24 protein-coding genes are annotated in these 21,438 nt (G+C 47.3%); 14 read left to right on the forward strand and 10 right to left on the reverse strand.

Going from position 1 to position 21,438, the window contains the following annotated elements; all coding sequences use genetic code 11:
- Positions 1–66 precede the first annotated feature (66 nt).
- From aroQ to strainIA91_RS00545, 10 genes are read right to left on the reverse strand one after another with little or no spacing between them, the layout of a single operon-like run.
- Positions 67–534: a type II 3-dehydroquinate dehydratase gene (gene aroQ / locus strainIA91_RS00500; protein ID WP_400167131.1), complete on the reverse strand. Its 468-nt coding sequence runs from the start codon at positions 532–534 to the stop codon at positions 67–69.
- Positions 518–1,627, reverse strand: coding sequence for a 3-dehydroquinate synthase (gene aroB, locus strainIA91_RS00505; protein ID WP_400167132.1), 1,110 nt, complete (start codon positions 1,625–1,627; stop codon positions 518–520). Before aroB ends, aroQ begins: the two co-directional genes overlap by 17 nt.
- Positions 1,620–2,132 carry a shikimate kinase gene (locus tag strainIA91_RS00510; RefSeq protein WP_400167133.1) on the reverse strand — a complete coding sequence of 171 codons (513 nt, stop codon included), beginning with the start codon at positions 2,130–2,132 and terminating at the stop codon, positions 1,620–1,622. The genes aroB and strainIA91_RS00510 overlap by 8 nt, the downstream gene beginning before the upstream one ends.
- Complete coding sequence (gene aroC / locus strainIA91_RS00515) at positions 2,129–3,268, reverse strand: chorismate synthase (RefSeq protein ID WP_400167134.1); 1,140 nt, start codon at positions 3,266–3,268, stop codon at positions 2,129–2,131. Before aroC ends, strainIA91_RS00510 begins: the two co-directional genes overlap by 4 nt.
- Complete coding sequence (locus strainIA91_RS00520; RefSeq protein WP_400167135.1) at positions 3,265–4,092, reverse strand: shikimate dehydrogenase family protein; 828 nt, start codon at positions 4,090–4,092, stop codon at positions 3,265–3,267. Before strainIA91_RS00520 ends, aroC begins: the two co-directional genes overlap by 4 nt.
- Positions 4,093–5,382: a 3-phosphoshikimate 1-carboxyvinyltransferase gene (aroA, locus tag strainIA91_RS00525; RefSeq protein WP_400167136.1), complete on the reverse strand. Its 1,290-nt coding sequence runs from the start codon at positions 5,380–5,382 to the stop codon at positions 4,093–4,095. It lies immediately after the preceding gene.
- Positions 5,375–6,682, reverse strand: coding sequence for a prephenate dehydrogenase/arogenate dehydrogenase family protein (locus strainIA91_RS00530; RefSeq protein ID WP_400167137.1), 1,308 nt, complete (start codon positions 6,680–6,682; stop codon positions 5,375–5,377). Before strainIA91_RS00530 ends, aroA begins: the two co-directional genes overlap by 8 nt.
- Positions 6,679–7,701, reverse strand: coding sequence for a 3-deoxy-7-phosphoheptulonate synthase (gene aroF, locus strainIA91_RS00535; protein ID WP_400167138.1), 1,023 nt, complete (start codon positions 7,699–7,701; stop codon positions 6,679–6,681). Before aroF ends, strainIA91_RS00530 begins: the two co-directional genes overlap by 4 nt.
- Positions 7,698–8,003, reverse strand: coding sequence for a chorismate mutase (locus strainIA91_RS00540; RefSeq protein WP_400167139.1), 306 nt, complete (start codon positions 8,001–8,003; stop codon positions 7,698–7,700). Before strainIA91_RS00540 ends, aroF begins: the two co-directional genes overlap by 4 nt.
- Positions 8,004–8,012: 9 nt before the next feature.
- Positions 8,013–8,435 carry a secondary thiamine-phosphate synthase enzyme YjbQ gene (locus strainIA91_RS00545; RefSeq protein WP_400167140.1) on the reverse strand — a complete coding sequence of 141 codons (423 nt, stop codon included), beginning with the start codon at positions 8,433–8,435 and terminating at the stop codon, positions 8,013–8,015.
- Between the two features lie 175 nt (positions 8,436–8,610).
- On the opposite strand from strainIA91_RS00545, the gene strainIA91_RS00550 reads away from it, so the two are divergent.
- The 14 genes from strainIA91_RS00550 (at position 8,611) to strainIA91_RS00615 (ending at position 21,438) form a co-directional block, all read left to right on the forward strand.
- Positions 8,611–9,741 (forward strand): hypothetical protein, encoded by a 1,131-nt coding sequence (locus strainIA91_RS00550; protein WP_400167141.1) that lies wholly within the window; start codon positions 8,611–8,613, stop codon positions 9,739–9,741.
- A 187-nt stretch (positions 9,742–9,928) separates the two neighbouring features.
- Positions 9,929–10,855, forward strand: a complete 927-nt coding sequence (locus strainIA91_RS00555; protein ID WP_400167142.1) for a hypothetical protein — start codon at positions 9,929–9,931, stop codon at positions 10,853–10,855.
- A complete protein-coding gene (locus strainIA91_RS00560; RefSeq protein ID WP_400167143.1) occupies positions 10,848–11,789 on the forward strand; it encodes a tetratricopeptide repeat protein in 942 nt (313 codons plus the stop codon). Before strainIA91_RS00555 ends, strainIA91_RS00560 begins: the two co-directional genes overlap by 8 nt.
- Before the next feature lies 1 nt (position 11,790).
- The gene (locus strainIA91_RS00565; protein ID WP_400167144.1) at positions 11,791–12,447 is read left to right on the forward strand and encodes a tetratricopeptide repeat protein; all 657 of its coding nucleotides are present in this window, start codon (positions 11,791–11,793) and stop codon (positions 12,445–12,447) included.
- 17 nt (positions 12,448–12,464) lie between these two features.
- The gene (locus strainIA91_RS00570; protein WP_400167145.1) at positions 12,465–13,805 is read left to right on the forward strand and encodes a hypothetical protein; all 1,341 of its coding nucleotides are present in this window, start codon (positions 12,465–12,467) and stop codon (positions 13,803–13,805) included.
- A gap of 9 nt (positions 13,806–13,814) precedes the next feature.
- Positions 13,815–14,609, forward strand: a complete 795-nt coding sequence (locus tag strainIA91_RS00575) for a motility protein A (protein ID WP_400167146.1) — start codon at positions 13,815–13,817, stop codon at positions 14,607–14,609.
- Positions 14,609–15,268 (forward strand): flagellar motor protein MotB, encoded by a 660-nt coding sequence (locus strainIA91_RS00580; RefSeq protein WP_400167147.1) that lies wholly within the window; start codon positions 14,609–14,611, stop codon positions 15,266–15,268. The genes strainIA91_RS00575 and strainIA91_RS00580 overlap by 1 nt, the downstream gene beginning before the upstream one ends.
- A 15-nt stretch (positions 15,269–15,283) precedes the next feature.
- Complete coding sequence (locus strainIA91_RS00585; RefSeq protein WP_400167149.1) at positions 15,284–16,837, forward strand: hypothetical protein; 1,554 nt, start codon at positions 15,284–15,286, stop codon at positions 16,835–16,837.
- Entirely contained in the window at positions 16,830–17,765 is a 936-nt protein-coding gene (locus strainIA91_RS00590) for a FliG C-terminal domain-containing protein (RefSeq protein ID WP_400167150.1), read from the forward strand. Before strainIA91_RS00585 ends, strainIA91_RS00590 begins: the two co-directional genes overlap by 8 nt.
- Positions 17,766–17,855: 90 nt before the next feature.
- The gene (locus tag strainIA91_RS00595) at positions 17,856–18,293 is read left to right on the forward strand and encodes a ferritin-like domain-containing protein (protein WP_400167151.1); all 438 of its coding nucleotides are present in this window, start codon (positions 17,856–17,858) and stop codon (positions 18,291–18,293) included.
- A gap of 6 nt (positions 18,294–18,299) precedes the next feature.
- Positions 18,300–19,124: a lysophospholipid acyltransferase family protein gene (locus tag strainIA91_RS00600; RefSeq protein ID WP_400167152.1), complete on the forward strand. Its 825-nt coding sequence runs from the start codon at positions 18,300–18,302 to the stop codon at positions 19,122–19,124.
- Between the two features lie 61 nt (positions 19,125–19,185).
- Entirely contained in the window at positions 19,186–19,695 is a 510-nt protein-coding gene (locus tag strainIA91_RS00605; RefSeq protein WP_400167153.1) for a SixA phosphatase family protein, read from the forward strand.
- On the forward strand, positions 19,696–20,664 hold the full coding sequence (locus strainIA91_RS00610) for a hypothetical protein (RefSeq protein WP_400167154.1): 969 nt from the start codon (positions 19,696–19,698) through the stop codon (positions 20,662–20,664).
- 18 nt (positions 20,665–20,682) lie between these two features.
- Positions 20,683–21,438 (forward strand): hypothetical protein, encoded by a 756-nt coding sequence (locus tag strainIA91_RS00615; RefSeq protein ID WP_400167155.1) that lies wholly within the window; start codon positions 20,683–20,685, stop codon positions 21,436–21,438.

Here is a 21,438-nt window from a genome sequence, read left to right on the forward strand (position 1 = left end):
TCTCCTGTTTTCTCTTTTAACCTTTTAAACATCACGTTTGTTTTTAGGCGGTTAAAAGAAAAAAGGTTACAAACCCGGGGATTTCAGCCGGCCTACGAGAAATTCCAGACCTTCCAGGTAACTCTGTTCTTTTTTTCCGGCAAATGTGGCAAGGCACACATCCCGGATCATGGATTCACGGCGGAAGGGTTCGCGGGATTGAATATCAGATAAATGGATTTCCACCACCGGGATTTTTATCAGCTCAATGGCATCCCGGATGGCAATGCTGGTATGGGTATATGCAGCCGGATTTATCAGGATGCCGTCCACATATTTCCGTTGCCGCTGCAACAGTGTTACCAGATCCCCCTCGTGATTGGTCTGATAAAACTTCACATCTACATCCAGTTCCCGTGCCCTCTTTCGGATGAGCGTATTCAGCTTGTCCAGTGTCAAATGGCCATAGTGTCTGGGATCCCTGTGCCCCAGGAGATTCAAATTAGGGCCATGAAGTACAAGAATTTTGAGTCTCTTTTCAGATATTGTTGACAAACTGTAGGTCCTTTACCCATTCAAGGGTTTCATAAATCATAGATTTGGGGACATCATCCCGGATCACAGCGTCACCGATCTTTTGTAGAAGAACAAACTGGATTTTGCCATTCCGTACTTTTTTATCGTGTGTCATGGCTTCGTACATTCGGTCGGTATTGTATTTTTTCAGGGATCCGGGAATGGGAATTCGCCGGAGATGCTGAATATACTGCTGGGCGATTTCCACGGGAAGAAGCCCCATGTCGGTACTAAGTTTTAAAGCAGCACACATGCCGATAATCACCGCCTCGCCGTGGGTGTAGGTTCCGTAACCGGCTGTATGTTCCACTGCATGACCAACGGTATGACCAAAATTCAACACCATCCGTAAATTGCTTTCATGTTCATCAGCCGATACAATGAAAGATTTGATCTCAATGGCCCGGATAATCGCAGCGTTTACATGATCCAGGTTTTTCAGAGTCAGGATATCGGAAAAATTTTCCAGGAGAAACTGTGTAAAAATGCGATCCCGGATAAATCCATATTTAATCACCTCTCCAAAGCCGGAAACACGCTGGCGGAACTCCAGGGTTTTAAGGACCGTTGGATCAACGATCACAATTTTCGGCTGATAGATGGCACCGATCAGGTTTTTCCCCCGGGCATGGTTGATGCCCACTTTACCGCCGATGGAAGAATCCACCTGGGCCAAAAGGGTTGTGGGAATTTGTACCAGATTCATGCCACGGTACATGGTGGCGGCCAGAAAACCGGCGGTATCTCCCACCACCCCGCCTCCCAGGGCGATGACAGTGGATCCCCGGTCCATCTTTAAATCCAGCATGGTATCATACAGATATTGTACCGTCTTCAGGTTTTTATTGGTTTCTCCGCTGGGCATGAGAATATACTGAACCTGAAAGCCCTCATTTTTCAGCGATTTTTCCACGACATCCTTATAAAGAGCTGAAACATTCTGACTGGATACCAATACCACCTGGGGGTTGATATTTAATTGTTTCAATATGCTTCCTACCGTGGGAAGGCTCTCGTTCTTTACATAGATGGGGTAACTGCGTTCGTGAAGGTCTACTCGTATTTTATGCATGGTTCTTTTCTACTTTTTCTAGGATTTCGAGGACAATGTCCCGGATGCTTTTTCCGTCAGTTTGAATATAATAATTCGCTTGTTTATAAACAAAAGTCCGTTTCTCCAGAATACTCTCAATGTGAGCAAGCCGGAGTGGCCGGGGCAGCATCGGTCTGTTATCACTCGTTTGAATACGATTCAGGATCGTTTGGGGTTCTGCCTGCAGCCAGATAACCACTCCTGTGGATTGCATCCATTCCCGGTTTCCTTCGTCCAGTGGAAAACCACCACCTGTAGCGATTACCAAATCAGGTGTATTGGGAACAGGATCATGTTTAATCTCCCGTTCCAGTTTCCGGAAAGCAGCTTCACCTTCTGTCCTGAAAATGTCCGGAATACGTTTCCCCGTTTTTTTTTCCAGGTACAGGTCCAGATCCACAAAGGGGCACTTGATGGTTTCTGCCAGGGCCTGACCTACTTTGGTTTTGCCTGTTCCCATCATACCTGTCAGAAAGATGATCATTGAGATGCATCCCGGTGCTTCAGGGTTTCGTCCCAGCTGTCTCCGCCGAATTTTATAAGAAATGCTTCAAGGAGTGGAATGGCTGTGACATTTTCAGCAACTACAGAGGCTGCGGGAACGGCACAACTGTCTGTCCGTTCTTTATGTGCGGAGGTTTTTTCCCCGGTTTTCAAATCCACACTGGCCAGTGGCTTGGCAAGGGTGGGAATGGGTTTCATCACAGCAGAAAAAATCAGGTCACACCCATTGCTCATGCCGCCTTCAATACCACCGCTGTGGTTGGTGCTCCGAATGATGTTCCCATCTTTTATTTCAAAGGGATCATGAACAAGGCTTCCGGGGATTTCAGCAGTTTTAAAACCCAGGCCGAATTCGATTCCGCGAATGGCAGGGATGCCCAGGATCTGGGCGGCAATCATGGATGTCAGGCGCTCGTTCCATTGTGTGTGACTTCCCAGCCCGACCGGCAGATTTTGGACGGCAATTCGGAACAAACCACCCAGAGAATCTCCCTCTTTCCGGGCGGTATCAATAACTTCCATCATTCTTTTTTCCGTTTTTGGATCCGGACAGCGAACCGGAGAGTTTTCTGCCCGATTCCATTCAGTGACAGGAGGCAGGTCATCGGGATCCACTCCGGCGGGGCCGATCCGCGTGACGACAGAATGAAGCGAGATCCCGGCATTTTCCAGGAACTGTCGGCATACGGCGCCGGCAAGAGTCCGGACTGCAGTTTCCCGGGCACTGGCCCGTTCAAGAATATTCCGGAGATCGTCGGTTTTATACTTCAGCATGCCTGCGTAATCGGCATGACCGGGGCGGGGAATTGAAATTTTTTCCGATACATCCGCCTGAACCGGATCCATAACTTTTTTCCAGTTTTCAAAATCACGGTTTCGGATGATACAGGAGAGGGGACTCCCCAGGGTCATGCTGTTTCTCAGTCCGGACAGGATTTCTACCTGATCTTTTTCGATGGCCATCCGGCCGCCCCGCCCATAACCTTTTTGACGGCGGCTTAGCTGATGATTGATTTCATCTATATTCAACCGAAATCCTGCCGGAAGTCCATGGATAATCACGCTGAGGGCTGGTCCGTGACTTTCACCGGCAGTAATACATTGGATTCGTTTCATGTTGATATCCCCATTTGTTTTATGATCTCACGGCGAAGTGATTCCCGGTTGATTTTTTTTGTTATGCCGGGATCATTCCGCCAGATGACCTGACTGTCCAGCGCCTGTTCAATGAGAAGTCCAAGCCCATCTGCCGTTTCTATGCCGCATTCCCTGAAATAATGTTGGAAATGAGTGGGAAGGGGCGCATAATTCAAGTCAAGAAAGCAGTCTCCCGACTTCGGTATGACCTGAAACTCTGCCGGAATATCCGGATGGTTGACTGATCCTGCCGGTGTGGCATTGATCCAAAGGGTAGATCCTGAATAAGTTTCTTTTTCTGAATAAGGCAGCAGACTGAATCGGGCGCAGAATGTCCGGACAGCTTCAGGTGACCTCCCGGCAATATAGATGGCGTGGATCTTATGGGCTTTCAGGGCATTGACAACAGCCGGAGCTACGCCACCGTATCCAAACAGAACATAGCGGTTAAATGCTGTATAACCACTGGTTTTTAAAACCCGGACCAATCCTGTCATGTCTGTGTTCCAGGCCTGAATCCCTGAGGGTGAAAAAAACAGTGTATTCGCCGCGTCACATTCTTTTACACTGATATCCTGTTGCCGGGTATAGGCAAGGACCTCTTTTTTATAGGGGATGGTGATGTTGACGCCTGTATATCCCTCCTGTTGCAAACGGGTCAGGGTTTTTCCCAGATCAGATGGGGGAATATCAAACCGTTCGTAACAGAGGGAAGGCAGACCTGATTCCCTGCCGATAAGGGTGTGAAGTTTTGGACTGATGGAGTAGGCAATGTGATGCCCGATAATTCCCAGTTTCATCATTTACTGCCGGATTTTTTCAAGGGTGCTGAAGAAATCCGGATAACTGATATCCACAACCGAGTAATCTTCGATATTCACCGGGTCCGAAGCAATCAACCCGGCAATGGCCATCGTCATGGCAATCCGGTGGTCCATATAAGCTTTGACTGTCCCGCCGTGAAGGGGGGTGGGGCCGTGGATTGTCATGCCATCCTCGTGTTCTTCAATTTCGGCACCCAGGGTTTTCAAACAGGCAACGGTTGTGGCGATCCGGTCACTTTCTTTGACCCGAAGTTCCCGGGCCCCTCGGATGCGCGTCATGCCTTTTGCCTGGGTGGCAATGAGGGCCAGTATGGGGATTTCATCAATAAGGCCTGGGATGTTTCTGGAGGAAATGGAAAATCCCTGGAGTTCTGAACTTTTAACTACAATATCGCCGTAGGGTTCATGGCTTCTTGTCTCTTCACTGCAGCGGATGTCTGCCCCGGCTTTCTGCAGAAGCCGGAGAAAGGCAATACGGGTAGGGTTCAGACTGACATTGCTCAGCACGATACGGCTTTTATGCAATAAAAGAGCCGCTGCTACCCAAAATGCTGCCGATGAAGGATCGGCGGGTACATTGTATTCAAACCCTGGGATCGGCCTTTTCAGAGCATGAACCGTCCACGTGTTTTTCTTTTTGAAGATAGGAATACCCAACATTTTCATCATCCGTTCCGTATGATCCCTGCACTGGACCGGTTCAGTCACATGGGTTTTTCCTTCAGCCAATAGCCCTGCCAGCAAAATGGCGGATTTGACCTGAGCACTGGCCACCGGCAGGGTATAGCGGATTCCCTTGAGTTTTGAAGGGAAAATGGTTAATGGCAGATGGCCATCAGTGCTGTTAAAAAGGGCATTCATTTTCGACAGGGGCTCAATAATCCGTCCCATGGGTCTGCGGGACAGTGATTCGTCACCATACAGTACCGACTCAAAGGACTGTCCGGGAAGAAGTCCTGCCAGGAGTCGGGTGGTGGTTCCGGAATTGCCGCAATTGAAAGCCGTTTTATCCTCTCCGGTCCAGCCGTGTAACCCCGGGCTCTTTACATTGACGGTATATCGGCCCAGTTGGAAATGGACTCCCACTTTTTGCAGACAGGCGATGGTAGAAAGGACATCCACTCCGGTATTCAGGTAACGGATTTTGGATTTTCCCCTGGCAATAGCAGCAAAAATCAAAGCCCGGTGACTGATGGATTTGTCCCCCGGAAGGGTAATGTTTCCACGGACCCGTTCGGCGGGTGTTATTTGGCAGGTATTTTCAATCATCCATGATAACGGAAATAAAATCCGTGATGTTGTAGTCCAAATCCTGTATACCGGACCGGACCAGTTTCAAATGATGCAATTTTACACAGGTTTCAGGAGCAATCACAAAGGCATTCCGGGGAAGGTCTCCACGGGACAGCATGGCAGCTGCAGCGGCGGTGTCCCGTTCTTCAATCTGGGGGACATCCGGATAGTGGGTGTTCAGGTAGCTTTTGCATTGCCGGAGTGCCTGCAGGTGTGAATGGATCGAAACAGGTTTCCCTTCAAAATCCAGCCGGGATAAAAGACACTGTTTAACCAGAAAGGGAAAATGACCAGAGATTTTGCAGCGGGTCCCCGCCAGATGAGTCAGGGTTTCCTGAACCACACCGCCTACAGCATTCTGTATGGGAAGCAGCCCGATGTCAATGCGCCCCAGTTCAAGATGCTCCAGAACATTTTCTGCTGATGTCAGGCAAAGCACTTCCCCATTCACCAGCTGACGGTCCCGGATGTATTGTAAAGCGGCTTCATGGGAAAAACTCCCTTCATCTCCCATGGCTCCCACACGGATCTTCTCTTTCTGAATGTTGAAGGATTCCTTCCGTATCAGAGATGCGACAGTGTGGGTTGCTTTCATAAAGGATCTGAACATCTCCGAGGAGTGTTCATTGTACATCAGCATATCCCTGAAAAGCTGGGGGGTGTCGTTGCTGCAGAAAGCTTCCACCGCCCGGAGCATCCCATACCCCTTGGTGGGTGTTTTTGATTCCGGCAAATTCAGAGTCAGAAGAATATTTCCGATAAAATGAGTAAGTCCCTGGGATTCGGCAATATGTTTGTCATGCTCATCCGGACTCAGAATCCGGGTGAAAAAATGCCATTCCTGAAAAGTATCCCGCCAGGTTTCAGCCAGTTGAGGGTGTTGATTGGAAGGTGTCAGGATAATCAGATTAACCCTGTTTTCCGCGTAACTGTCCGGCCCAAAAAGAGGGTGGATTCCCAGGTGGGGTATATGGGGAATCATCTCATCCATCCAGCGTATGGGATATGTTTTGACCGATCCGGTATCAATAATAGTGGATGATGGATTTATTTTTTCCCGGTTTTCATGGAGAAAGGCCGGGATACTTGATATGGGGATACAAAGAAAAATTACCTCTTTTTGAAGTGCTTCCTCCAGGGATACCTGTTGGATATTCTTTTCAGGGGTAAAGGGATGGATATCATAAACAGATACATTTCCGTAGCGGCTAAGGATGGATGCAAACACCCGACCGAAACGGCCGTAACCGACGATTGCAAATTCGCGGGATTTCATTTCTTCAGCAATCCCCGTCCGATCACCTGACTGATGATATGGAGCTCTTTCATAAGGTGGTTGAATTGTTTGGGATAAAGGGATTGGGGACCGTCAGAGAGGGCATTGTTGGGGTCGTCGTGGACTTCCACCATAATACCATCTGCTCCGGCAGCCACGGCGGCCCGGGCCATGGAAACCACAAGATCCCGGTTTCCCATAGCATGGCTTGGATCCACAATGATAGGGAGATGGGATAATTTTTTCACTACAGGGACGGAGGAAAGATCCAGGGTAAAACGGGTGGAGTTTTCAAATGTCCGGATCCCCCGCTCGCATAAGATTACCTGTGAATTGCCACCGTTTACAATATACTCGGCAGCATTCAGCCACTCTTCCACAGTAGCAGAAATACCACGCTTGAGGATCACCGGCTTGTCCACGGACCCCAGGGCTTTGAGAAGACTGTAATTCTGCATATTCCGGGCACCTACCTGCAGGGCATCCACATATTTACAAAACAGGTCAATATCCGATATGGCCATGACTTCGGAAACACAGGGGATTCCTGATGCAAAAGCGGCATCCTGCAAGTATTTCAGTCCTTCTTCACCCAAACCCTGAAATGTATAGGGGGATGACCGGGGTTTGTAAGCGCCGCCCCGGAGTACATGAGCCCCGTACCGCTTGATTTCCCGGGAGAGCTTATGAACCATTTTCTCATTTTCCACGGAACAGGGACCGGCGATGACGGCGATTTCCTTACTTCCAAAGGGTACTTTCCCTACGTGAACAATGGTATTCGTGGGTTTAAAGGTCCGGGAACACTGCTTGTAACTTTCGGATATCCGGATAATCTTGTTTACACCGTCAAAACCCTTAACTTTTTCAATATCGACCCGTGAAATATCACCGATAACACCCAGGATCATGTGATCCTCACCCTGGGATTTGTGAATTTTCAGATCCAGTTTGTGCAAATGTTCGGAGATTTGTTCGATCTGGGCGTCTTTAGCCCCTGGATTCATGACAATAATCATGATGTTTTTCCTATCTTTTGATTCACATCTCTGGCACCCTTTTCCCCGGCTTTACGGCCCAGAGCAATGATTTGCGCAAACAAGGATTTCAGGTCTTCAGATGTTAAAAAGCGGGATTCCTGGCCTTCCAGGGAGTGGTAAATTTCCTCTTCACGGCCCGGGACCGTCACGGGTTGCCCCGTTTTACCTTTCTCTTGTCCGATCTGATAGGCCAATTCCATTCTTTGGGATAAAAGGTCGACCAGCGATTTATCAATCCTGTCAATGTGAGCCCGGAGCGATTGTATGTTGGTTTCATCCATGGGAAGTGTTTATTCTCCTATTATTTTCACCATAACCCGTTTAGGTCTGCGCCCGTCAAATTCACCGTAAAAAATCTGTTCCCATGGACCGAAATCAAGGCGGCCGTTTGTGATGGCTACAACGACTTCACGTCCCATGATTTGCCGCTTGTGGTGGGCATCGCCATTATCTTCTCCAGTCCGGTTGTGAGCGTAGAGATCCGTACCCGGATCAAAGGGAGCCAGTTTTTCCAGCCAGCGTTTATAATCCTGATGAAGTCCCGGCTCGTCATCATTAATGAAAACAGAGGCGGTTATGTGCATGGCATTAACCAGGCACAAACCTTCCTGTATGCCTGACTCACGAACCAGATCTTCCACCTGTCCGGTTATATTTACAAAATCCATCCTTGCAGGAATGTTAAATGTAAGGTGTTTTGTCAGTGATTTCATAAGACCTCCTTTAACCTGAAAAGGTAAGGAAAAAAGACGGAAAATAGAAAGCAACATTCTGGGCTATGCCGAGTAAAACTATTGAAAAGTGGAACAGACATCCCGTATATTGAATTAGAAATGCCTCGAATAACATAAATATCCCAACATAACCATTAGTTCAAGGAGGGCTGATATGAATTCAGTGACGGTAATTCAGTCTCTGCAAACCCTGAAAACTGAGGGAAATCCCGTAACAACGGTTTATCTTGACGTGTCAACATCCCAAAAGCTCCGGAATGCAGATATTGTGGTAAATAACATGTTTAAACAAAAAAAGGACAAAACATTTTATAAAAACCTTTCAGATCAGGAGAAAGTGTCGGTTGAGAAAGATGTGGAGGGTATGATCAAATTCCTCAAGAACCAGCTGGGGGAAGAGCGCCGGTCTTTGATGATCGTTTCATCCAACCGGGCGTATGTATGGCAGGTCATTCATCTGGGATTTTCCGTGGAAAATATGATGGTGATAAAGGATCGTCCTTATCTGCGACCTTTTCTGGAAGGTATCAGTCATGAGCGAAATTATGCCATTGTCCTGGTGGATCAGGGAAAGGCTAAGATTCTCATGAATCACCTCGGGAATAAGGAAGAACTTTTCAATGTGGTGAATCTGCTTCCTGAAGATGGAAATGAAGGTGGATTTGGTGGTATGGATGAGCGGAAAAATGAACGTCACCGGGAAGAAATTGTGGCCAAACATTATAAAAATGTAGCAGCTCAACTGGATGTTCTGGATCAGAAATACCATTTCGACTGGATCATTTTAGGCGGACTCCGGGAGAGTATGTCTGATTTTGCCAATTATCTCAGATCAGGCCTGAAGGATAAAATCAGCCGTGAAGTTCCGGTGGATCCCAATCTTTCCATGGATAAGGTTTTTCATCTTGTAGACAAAGAAATCCCGGGATGCCGAATGGATTTTGAGAAAAACATCCTGAACATGTTTGCCAATGAATTCCACAAGAACTACAAAGGGGTTTCCGGCATACGTCAGACGGAAGAAGCCCTTCAACAGGGACGGGTAGAAATGCTGATGATCCAGGATGGTTTTCAAACCAAAGGCAGGGTATGCAAATGGTGCCTGCACATGACAACGGAGGAAGAAGATGAATGTCCCAACTGCGGACATCCCATGGCCCGGACCCTGGATATTACCGACGAGCTGATTCACATGGCCTTGGATACAGGCGCAAAAATAGAATTTATCTCCTCGGATATGGGTGAATTCTCTCCCTTGTGCGGATTGCTTCGATATAAACCGTAACTTGTTGATAATACAGGGACTTTTAAGAAAAGTCTCAACAAATTTTTTAATGAAAGGGTTTAAAACAATGATATATAGTTTTTATCTTGACTTTCATGTGTTTTGAATTTATATTTTTTTAAGTATGTATATATGTTGAAAGTTGTTATTCAACAACCGTAAATTCAGAATAAAAAAGGAAGACAGGATGTCCCTCAATCGATGGCTTCGTTTGGGAACCGTTTTGGTGTTGTTGTCAGGTTGTGCCTGGTTCAGGGGGGGCGAAAGTCCCGAAGGGGACGAAGAGCTTGCAGGTGATTCCACAGAAATAGCTGTGCAAAATGATTTAATTCAGCAGGAGATGAATGAGATCACGGCTTCAGGAAGCCGGGATAGCGTGATTCAGGAGCGGGATTATCCCTTTGTGCTGAATGAGCTCACCTATGAATTGAAAAAACAGGGGGCGCGAATCAAACACCTGGAATCTCAGTTGAAAGAGTTGAAAGCCCAATCCACCCTTTGGGAAAACCCTCTGAAGATTTACAACAAGGAAATTATTCTTCAGAACGGGACCAGCATGTTTGGCAAGATTATATATCAGGATAGTGATGTTTTAAAAATTCAAACACTCATCGGGTACTTTGTCATTCCCCGGGAAGAAGTGGTACGTATTGTAGATAATATTCCCTCATCGGCTGTCGAAAGTCCAGCTGGTACACCGGAACAGGCTGCAGAGTCGCCGGTGTCGGCACCGACGGCAGAAACGGTTTCCCCGGTTGAGCTGCCGGACAGACCCTCACCCTCAGCTGTCAATGCCAATTGCATTTTGGTAGGGAATATCCGTGAAAGTACCGACCCCTCGGGGAATCGGATCTTTTCAGGAGAGGTGAAGAATATTGGTGCCCGCCGGGCTGATTTTGTAAAGGTCACCTTTGTCTTTCGCATGAACTGGAGTGGCGAAACGAAAACCCTGACAACTTTCGTCAAAGGATCCTTTATGAATTATGCCAGCGGGGTAAGTTCAGATGCTGCCTTGCTGCCGGGTGCCACGGGAAGGTTCACATTGAATATTCCGGCTTCTTTTGGTACATTCATCGGTTATTCATACAGCATTAACTGGGAGGAATATGATTAAGCGATTCTCAGCGTTGCCGCATGTGATGATTGTACTCTTTATCCCTGTTCTTTTTCTTGCCTCCTGTGGAGGCTCCCGGCCGGATGTTCCCCCGGAAAAATTACAGCGGACCGAAGACGATTTAAGACGGCGCGAACAGGAAGTCCAGCAAAAAACTATCGAGATCCTTGATTTGAAAAACCAGATTATTATCCTCCAGAGTGAAATCAGTGAACTGAAATCCAATATAATCGAGCTGGAAAATCACCGGGACTCTCTTCGATCCAGGTTGATGAATGAGAAACTGTCCGCCGAAGAGCTGGAAGGTATGCTCTCGGAACTGGACGAAAAAAACCTGGAATTAAAACGGCAAAATGAATTGCTTCAATCGTACCTGAATGCCTCGCAGGATTCCATCCGGAAGGCTTTGGAAACGGCTGCCGTCAAAGAATCCGAACAAAATCTTTTACAGGCAATTACCCGGGATGAGCCGGCAAAAAGCGATACAACGACAGGAAAAATCGCAGCCGATACAAGCGCTTTGGATGCGGCAATCAGTCCTGTCATGGATCTGACACAGGATGAATACCTGCAACGGTACCAGGATGCCCTGGACCTGCTGTTCGACAAACAACGGAATAAAGCTATCGAAGAATTCAGGGAATTGATTCGTATTGCCCCGGACAATGACTATTCTGACAATTGTCAATACTGGATAGGTGAAGGATATTATTCCCAGGGGCTTTATCGTCGGGCCATAGAAGAATTTGAAAAAGTTAAAACACTGCCGAACGGGAATAAAGCCGATCATGCCCAGTTCAAAATCGGATTGTCCTACCTGAAACTAGGCCGGCAGGTGGAAGGACTTGAGGCCTTTAAAACACTACTGGAGGAGTATCCGGAAAGCGAATTGGTCAGCAAGGTCCGGGATATGATTAATTCAGGACAGTTCTGATATGAAATTTTTATGTTTCATCTGTTCTTTGACATGTTTTGCCACTCTTGGGTTTTCGCAGGATCCCATGCTGGATATGGATATGCTTTTTCCTGAACGGACCGCACGGCAGGATTCTGCCATGACATCCCGGCACACTTTCAGAACCGATACAGGTGAATCCGTTTCTTTGGAAGACTTGCTGAAACGTATAGAACGCCTGGAAGAAGAATTCCAACAGCTGAAAGAAGCCCTGGAAGAAAAGCAACCGGTAACGGAAAAAAAGCAGGATGATCCGGGAATTCCTCTCATTGAACAACAGCTTTATGCCCGGGCCCTCCGTCATTTTACTGCCGGGGAGTATGGGAAGGCATCCGAATTGCTGCGGCAGGTAAGAGACAACACCCAGGAGAAAGAACTGAACCTCAGTGCCCTCTATTGGCTGGGGGAATGTGCCTTTCGGCAAGACAACTACAATGAGGCAGTGGTCCTTCTTCAGGAATTGCTTTCCGAAGAGAGTGAGGTTTTTCGGGAAAATGCCCTGATCCTTCTTGCTGTCAGTTTCAGGAATCTCGGGAAACAAGCCGAATCGAACCGTTATTTTCAAACATATCTAAAGGCTTATCCCGAATCCAGGTATTCGGCCCTTGCCCGGAAAGAATTACAAAGAAGTCAGTGATAAAAGTGAAAAAAAATATGAAACAAGTAAAATGGCTGTTCCTCCTGCTGTGCGTGGTTCTGTTAAGCCATACGGCCCACGCATCCTCACAGGTCTCCTTTATGAAACCGGGATCCATGATGCGGGTGCCGTCAAGTTCTGTGGAAGAATCTCCCTATCTTTTTCGCACCGGCTTCGCTTCCGATCTGTACGGGATCGAAGATTTCCGTATGTCCAAAGGTGTTTTCTTTGATATGGACATTATCAATTCACTGAATGTGGGTCTCTCTGTGATTCAACCCTATGATGTCACTGCCATGAGTGCGGCCGATGTAGAATACGGCTTTCACCTGACGAAACGGGTCATGGCCTATGGGGATATTTCCATGGCCGTGGGACTCTGGGATTTTGTCCTGAGGGATATCGACGGCGAAATGCAGGTGGATAATCAGGACTTTTCTATTTTTGCTGTGATTTCTACTGAAAAGATGGTTGGGGAAACGGGATTTAATACCTATATGGGTGTCGGAAGCGGCGGGCTTTCCCGGGGCTTTTCCAGTAATGATTCGACCACAAGTATCGGTGTCTTCGCCGGTTTTCTGTTCAGGACCGGTATGATGTCAGACCGTGGGGGCATTAACCTCATCGGTGAATTTGACGGAGGAGGGTTGAATCTGGGGATGCAAATTCCCCTGACGGCAGAGTACCGCTTAAATCTGGGGATTTCCCAATTGCAGTGGCTGCCAAATTTTGGAAAGGACAATGAAAGTGATTTACCGGCAATTTCCATGGGGCTGACACTGGCGATCCCCCGGGCGATGCCGGAACGGACAGCACGCCGGAGCAGAATATCAACTGTTTCGGATGAGGATGCAGGAACACCAGAAGCAGAAACTGAATACGGAGCGGAACTGGATTCCCTACTCAGAGAAGCGGATGCCACCATTATGGGACTCCGGGATTCCCTGAGGATTTCTGTCCAGACGGTGGATGATCTGAATAATACAATCGCACAGCTTCGGCAGCAGAAATCCGTCCTGGAGGATTCTCTCCAATCGGTGAAACTTCAGCAGCATGTGATGCAGCAAAATATTAACCTGGCCTTAAAACATTTAAGCCGGAGCCTTCGGTATTTTTATGCCGGCGATTATATTCAGGCGCTGAATGAAGTGGATATTGCCATACAGCTCAATCCCAACCTTTCCCTGGCTTATGCACGACGTGGATCCATTTATTACAAAATGGGAGATATACAGAGGGCCACAATTAATTGGAATCTGGCACTGCAGATCGACCCGGAATATGATGACGTCCGCAATATTCTGAAGGTCCTTCAGGAAACACGATCACGGACAGGATCCTTCATGAAAAATAATTAAGGAGTCTGAATGGATTTTGCAACCATCTTAGGGATTTTTATGGGCCTGGGACTGATTTTTTATGGAATCACCCTGCTCACCCAGGATTACCAGATGTTCTGGTCCCTGCCCTCACTTGCCATCGTTTTGGGAGGATCCCTGGCCGCCACTTTGATTGCCTTTCCTCTTCATGAGGTGGGCCGTGTTTTTAAGGTGATAGGCATTGTCTTCAGAAAAGAACGGCGGGATATGCAAATACTGGTCCGCCAGATTGCGGAATTGGCGGCTTTTGCCCGGCGGGGCCCCACAGAACTGGAGAAGCACATCGAAGAGGTACGGCATCCCTTTTTGAAGGATGGCATCCAGCTTGTGATAGACGGCTACAGCGATGTTGATATCCGGGAAATTCTTACATCGAGGATTGTAAACCGGGAACAGCGAGAAAAAGGGGAAGTGAATGTGGTAAAAACCATGGGAAAATTATCCCCTGCCTTTGGAATGATTGGAACCCTTATTGGATTGGTCGTGATGCTCTATGGGATGAGCGTGAGCGACGCCTCAGGTGACATGGCTGCCCAGCTTGGGAAAGGCATGGGGGCTGCCATTGTGACCACCTTCTATGGAGCTATTCTTGCAAACCTCTTTTTCAATCCGGCTGCCGCTAAAATCGATTCGCGTATTCAGAAAGCATCTATGCTGCAACTGATGCTCATCGAAGGGGTCTGCCTTCTCTATCACCGGAAACATCCCCTTATTGTCCGGGAAAAACTGAATTCCTTTCTGCCGCCACGGGACTGGATCCGTGAAGAAGAACGTAAAGAGTGATGGAAGAAACAAAGAAAAAATTACCCCTTCCTCCGGAAGAAACCGATACGGAAGAGTGGCTTGTTACCTATTCGGATATCATGACACTCCTCATGACCTTTTTTGTCCTGCTTTTTTCCATGTCTACGATCGATCCTGTAAAAATTGAACAGTTTGGTGAGGCCATGGGAAAGGAACTGGGGGTCAAAACCTCTGAAAGAACCGGTCGGGTCTCCCTGGCTCAGATTGACCAGGATGTAAAGGAGATTGTGAACGAAGAGAATCTGAACGAGTACGTGGAAGTCACCCATTCCTACAGAGGGGTCACCATCTCCATTGTAGCCGATATTCTCTTTACCCGGGGCAGTGCCGAGCTGAATCCACAGGTTTATCCAATCCTGGATAAATTTATTCCGAAAATTAAAAATTCCATTTATCAGATTGCGGTGGAAGGACATACAGACAGTGACCCCATCCATTCGGATAAATATCCGTCTAACTGGGAATTGTCGGCGGCCAGGGCTTCTCAGGTCGTCAATTATTATATTTCACAGGGCATTGATCCGGAACGGTTCAGGGCCATCGGTTTTGCCCATACCCGGCCCAAAAAACCCAATACAAGTCCGGAATACAAGAGCCAGAACCGCCGGGTAGAAATCACATTCCTGGCAATATCTTAATAAAGGAGAGCTACAATGAATTGTCGGAATCGTATGTTTTTAACTCTGACAATAATTCTGTTAACAGCAGTCATGCTGAGTGGTCAATCCCCGAATTATCTGTCCCAGAAACTCGAACTCGAACAGGCGCTCCAGAATAAAATTTCCCAGGCTGTAGAACGCATTCTTGGGAATAATCATTTTATTGTCGACGTGAAAGCCGATTTGGATTTTGTCCCCGATCAGCGGGTAGAGGAAGTGTATGAACCGGCAGCCCCGGGACGTGTACCGGCACAAACGGCTCCGGAGGCTGAAGGGGCTGAGGAGGGTGACAGGACCTATGAAGAGGAATACAATGAAATTCTTCCAGGTATACCTGCCCGGATAGGTGACCGGGGATTGGATATTCTAACCGAAGAATTACCATCGGATACATCCCGCATTCGTGAAGAGCAAACGGCCGTCTTACCCGGGGTGGGGGATATCGAACCGGAAAGACTTAAAAGCCGTTCGGTTGCCCGCTCTGTGCCCCTGATTCCAAAAGTCCGGAAACTGGATATCAGCATCATTCTGAAAGAGGGTATTGCTCCCGATCTGGTGGAATCCATTCGCCAGGTGGCTATGGTTGCCTCCCATTTTGATCGCTCCCGGGGGGATATGCTGAGTATTATGACAACAACTTTCAGTGAAGATCAACTGATTGCCGGTACGGAAACAGGTGTAGTACCGGGAGCTGTAGAGTATCAGCCCTCCCGTGAAGAAAGGGAACGAACCGGCGAAACCCAGGAATTGATTCGCCAAATCCAGGATCAAATTGAGCGTCTTTCACAACAACAGCAGATGCAGGCACCCCGGAGCAGTGAACCCACACCGACGGAAAATATGCTACTCAAAATCATTGATAAACTCAATACCCGACAGTCCCTGGCTGATGATCTGGAAGCACAGAAGATGATCACAGAGCAAAAACTCCGGCTTGAAATGTTGGGGCGTGATACCACACGCTTGCAGGAACTCAGGGATGAAATTGCTGCATTGAAACTTCAGCTGGCGACTCAGCAGATGGCCGTTGAAGACCGTGTAAGCACACGGGCTGCCTCAGATAGCATGCTTCGGGAAAAAGAAGAACTGGAAGAAGCCATTGCAGAAAAAATCTCTCTTCTCTCTGAGACCCAAAAAGAATTGATGAGTATGCAAAAAGCTCAGATCCCATGGTGGTTCTGGGGGCTTTTGGCTGCATTGCTTGCGGCTGTGATTGTGCTGGTTGTCATGATCTTGAACCGTGGCAAATCTGTACGTCAGGAAGAAGAACCGTTGAAACCCGATCCGGCATCCGGCGAGGACGCTATCCGGGAAAAGATTCTGAAAGAACTGCGCGAAAGCAAGAAAGAGAGCAAACTTGAACGGGAACCGGATCAGGGTTCCGATATGGCTGAAAAGCGGGCAGAACTGGAAGGAATCCGGAAAAATATCGTCAACATGAGTGTCGCCAATCCCGATGCTGCCAGTAAGATCATCCGGGACTGGATGGAAGAAGATGAAACGCCCGCAGACCAGGCGGAAGACAAAGGAGAACGGGAAAATGAGTGATCCTCAAAAACTTTCCAATCTGGACAGGGCCGCTATTATTTATAAAATGCTGGGGGACAATCTATCCGTCTCCCTGTTCAGACACCTTTCCCAGGCACAACTGAACAAATTGCGGCGCCATGCCGAAACACTGGCAAAAGTACCGTTTGATCTGAAAAGAAAGGTTCTGGAAGAGTATTATTTTCAGCTTATGTCTGAAAAAATCCGGGCTGTCAGCGACGGGGACCAGAAAGTGCTTTTTGATTTTTTAAAGCCCATGTCCTCTGATCAAATTAAATACCTTCTGGAACCGGAAAGTGAGCTGGTAAAAGCCCTTGTCCTGAGCCAGTTAAGTATTGAAGTTCAGGTGGATGTGATTAAAAACATGGAAGAGGATGAGCGGGCCAGGGTCCTGATACAGATGAATGATATTGATAAAATCCCCTATGAAGGGATTATCAACATTGAAAACGACATTCGTGAAAAAGCCCGGCTGGTTCCCCATAAAGCCCATTTTAACAAAGGGGGATCCAAGCAGATTGCTGATATTCTCAGCAAACTGGAACCGGATTTTGAAGAACAATTTGTGAGTCATGTGCAAAATGAAGATCCTGAACTGGCCCGGGATCTGGCGAAATATTACATTCCTTTTGATAGTTTCGACAAACTCCCTGTGGATGTGGTCCGGGAGGCATTGAAAAGCGTGGAGCTGAATGACCTGGCCCTGGCCATGAAAGGAATGAGTGAAGAATTTGTCACCTATATCCTGGGAAATCTGCCACAGAAAACCCAGATTATGCTGGAAGATGAAATAAAAGATGTGGAAGGTCCTCAACCCCGGCGGAAGGTGGAAAGCGCACGGCGTAAATTGATTCAGGCCGTTAAACAGCTGGCCGCCGAGGGGAAATTTGATATTGAGGATTTTCTCGATACGGATATGGTGGAATAAAAGCAAACGGTCTGATACATTGAGATTTATTGCCGGACGGGATGTGTCCTGTCCGGCATTTTTTCGCAAGCATGTAATAAGGAGATGAACATGTCCCGCTTTGAAGAGATTATTGAATTTGCTATTGACCAGGAAAAGAAAGCTGCCCGCCGGTATGAACGTCTTGCAGATCTTGTAAAAAATCCCCATACCCGGGAAATGCTCCTCCGGATGAAAGCAATGGAAGAAGAGCACCGGGAAAAACTGGAAAACCTGGATATCAGCGAATTTTTAAATCACACGAACGGCCCCATTCAGGATCTCCATCTGAGTGATGAAAAGGATATTCAATCCAAATTAAAAGATTTAACACCGGAAGATATTCTGGTGATGGCGGCTGATTTTGAGAACGATGCCCACGAACTGTATCTGGTTTTGGCAGACCAGGCTCCTGTTGGCTCGGCAACCCGGGATCTTTTTTTGAAGCTTGCTGAAGAAGAAGCCCGGCATAAATACGATATTGAATCACAATTAGAATCCGGAGTCTAAGCTGCCATGAAGTCCATTCGCCGCTTTTTCAGAATTGTCAGTATCCTCCTTTTATTTCTTATTTCGATCATTCTTTTAGGTATACTCAAAGGGGTAATCAGGCTTTTCAGCCGGACAAAAGGGGATCAGATGATTTTTTATATCATCAAACCCTTTTGTACCCTGATCCGATGGATCTGTGGTGTCCGGATTCAGGTTGAAGGCTTGGAAAATATTCCCTCACGAAATGGTTATCTGGTTGTGGGCAATCATTACAGCTATGTGGAAGTGGTAAGCACGATGTCTGTCGTCCCGGCCGTTCCTGTTTCCAAATCGGAAATCCGCAGTTGGCCTGTTTTTGGTCATGCCGCCCGGATCGGGGGAACTGTGTTTGTAGACAGGGAAAAAGGTGGTTTATCCGGAACCTATATTGAAGTTCTTATGAAAACACTCACAAAAGGCATCAATATCATCTTTTTTCCGGAAGGCACGACTACAGACGGTACCTACCTGAAACGCTTTAAATCCGCCTTGTTTGTCCCCGCCAACCGGCTGAAAGTACCGGTGCTGCCGGTTGTAAGTACAGTAACTGCTATCAATGGAAAACCGGTTCCCCCGGACCATAGAGATCTGATTGCCTGGTACGGAGGTGCCTCATTTGTTCCCCATGCCATGCGCCTGCTTGCTTTCCGTCGCATTGACATGAAATTTAAAATCTGTGAACCCCTCATCCCCGATTATGACGACTCCTCGATAGATGAAAGACGAAAATTTGCCAAACAGGTCCAAAGCCGGATGGATGCAGCGCTTCGGGAAATTGCCCCTGATTATCAGGGTATCCGGGACGAGTAAACAGTCGATTTAAGAATAAAAAGTTATTACATTTCTTTAACAACAAAAGACAGGACTCTCCATGAATCTCGTGCTTATGCGTCATGGACTTGCCGAACCCCGTGAAAGGCACCATGATAGCGATTCAGACAGGAATTTAACGGAAGAAGGGCGCCGGAAACTCTTGCAGTTTATCCCCCTGATTCATCCCTGGTTTCCCAAACCAGACGTCGTGTTTACCAGCCCGGCTATGCGGACCTGTCAAACAGCAGCGATTCTGTGTGATATCTTCCATGTAAGCGAGGATGTGATTCAAACCAATCCTTTGGTTCTGGATGGCTCTGCAGGGGAAATCATTTCATGGCTGGCCGGGATGGTTCTGCCCTCCTGTTTATGGATTGTGGGACATCAGCCAACCCTGGGCCAGCTTTTAAGCGTTCTGATCGGCCTGGATGTTTTCCAGGGATTCCACATGAGTCCAGGTGATTGTGCCCTGGTTTCTTTTCAGGATACACCGGATATCCATAAAGGACATTTGCTCAGCTATGCATCTCCCCGGTTGTTGGACACGCTTATAACACAGGGAGGTTAGATGATTCACGGGCTCAAAGTTTTTTTTTCCAATTCACTTCAGTCAGCCTACAACTGTGTGGATGCCATCAACCGTGGTGAAACAGATGTACACCAGACGGAAACCCTGACCGAATCCATCCGGAGAAGCATGGTCTCGGCTCACCTTTTAGGTGTTGCAACCGGTCACAAAGATTTATCCCGGGAGATTGGGGTTTTACAAAGAATTTTGAATATCTGTCAGGTATACAGTTTCCATCAGGATCGGATTCTCTATTTTGAGGCATCGGCCTATCAAAACCGGAAAGGAGCCCTTCGTGGAGCCCTTTATGTAGAAACACTTCAACGGCAGGATTTTGAAAGCCGGCGGAAAAAACTACCCTTCCAATTGGAAAAAAGTTTCCATCCTGAACGGAAAGCAGACTTTTTACATAAAATTGAACGGCTTCCGGAAAAGATAATCCATACTGATGATTTGCACAAAACAGCCCTGGACTATCTGATTCCCCTGGTATTGATCAAAACAGTGGATTTTGACAAACTGACCATGAAACTCCCCTGGGAACTGCTACCTGATTTTCAGGCTCTTCATGCCTTTTTACTGGCCATGGGACAAGGGGATGCCTTTTGGAAAAAAGAGGTAGAGACGATTCATAAAATAATCAAAGGGATCCGGTCTGTTCTGTGCCTGGATGAAAATTTCAGTACCACAAAACGGGTTTTGTTGGAAGAACGTGAAAAAACAATCCAATTGCTGAAAGGCAACATTTTTGCCCAGTATGAAATGCTGGATCAGTGGGATGAGGTGTTGCGTATGCTGGCAACCCGGAATGATAAAGGATTGATTAAATTTCTTACCCAGCTGATTCGGGAGCGAAAGGAAGCCGTTGATGATTTGCAGAGCTTACAGAAGGCCTGTGAAGAGAAGAGGCTGTGGAAGAATTATTATAAAAAAATTGAAAACTTGTTCGTAACATCTGATGCAGTTTGATAACTAAAAGGGAAAACCATGAAGTATTGTGCAAAAATATCCCTCCTGTTTCTGCTTTTGACCGGCACCCTGGCGGCCCAGTTCGTCCCGGCACCGGTTCAGCTCATCAATACCCCAACTGTTGCAACACTGGCACGGGGATCTTACCTGACAGACTTGCGTTTTACCACCAATGGCGGGGTTCTTATCGGTGCAACCGTGGGACTGACAGACCGCTTTACCATGGGGGTAACCTATGGAGGATCCAATATTATCGGCAATGAGGCCATTACCTGGAATCCCCAGCCCGGTGTGAGTGTCAAATACCGCCTGATTGATGAAGGAATGAAAAAACCAGGTGTATCGGTGGGATTTTCCTCCCAGGGCTATGGAGCCTATACAGACGGGAATTATGAAATTCCATCCCCCGGCTTTTATTCAGTCCTCAGTAAGAACTGGCATTTTATAGGCAATACCAGCCTCCATGCCGGAGCGAATTATTCCCTTGAACAACCGGACAGCACCTATATGCCTTCTTTCTTTGCCGGCGCTGCCATTGAACTGAACCCCCAGTTCTCCCTTATGATTGAATACGATGCCGCCCTGAACTATGAAAAATTTTCAGATTTAAAAAAATTCAAAATTTCCGGTGGATATGGTTTTCTGAATGCAGGACTTCGCGTCGGTATTACCGAAAATCTCTACCTGGAAGTGGATCTGAACAATCTTATCTGGGGTGAAAATGTAGAATCCTTTAACCGTGAAATTAAACTCATGTATTTTGATATCTTCTGA

It is taken from the genome of Candidatus Neomarinimicrobiota bacterium (assembly GCA_041154365.1).
Taxonomy (GTDB): domain Bacteria; phylum Fidelibacterota; class Fidelibacteria; order Fidelibacterales; family Fidelibacteraceae; genus Fidelibacter; species Fidelibacter multiformis.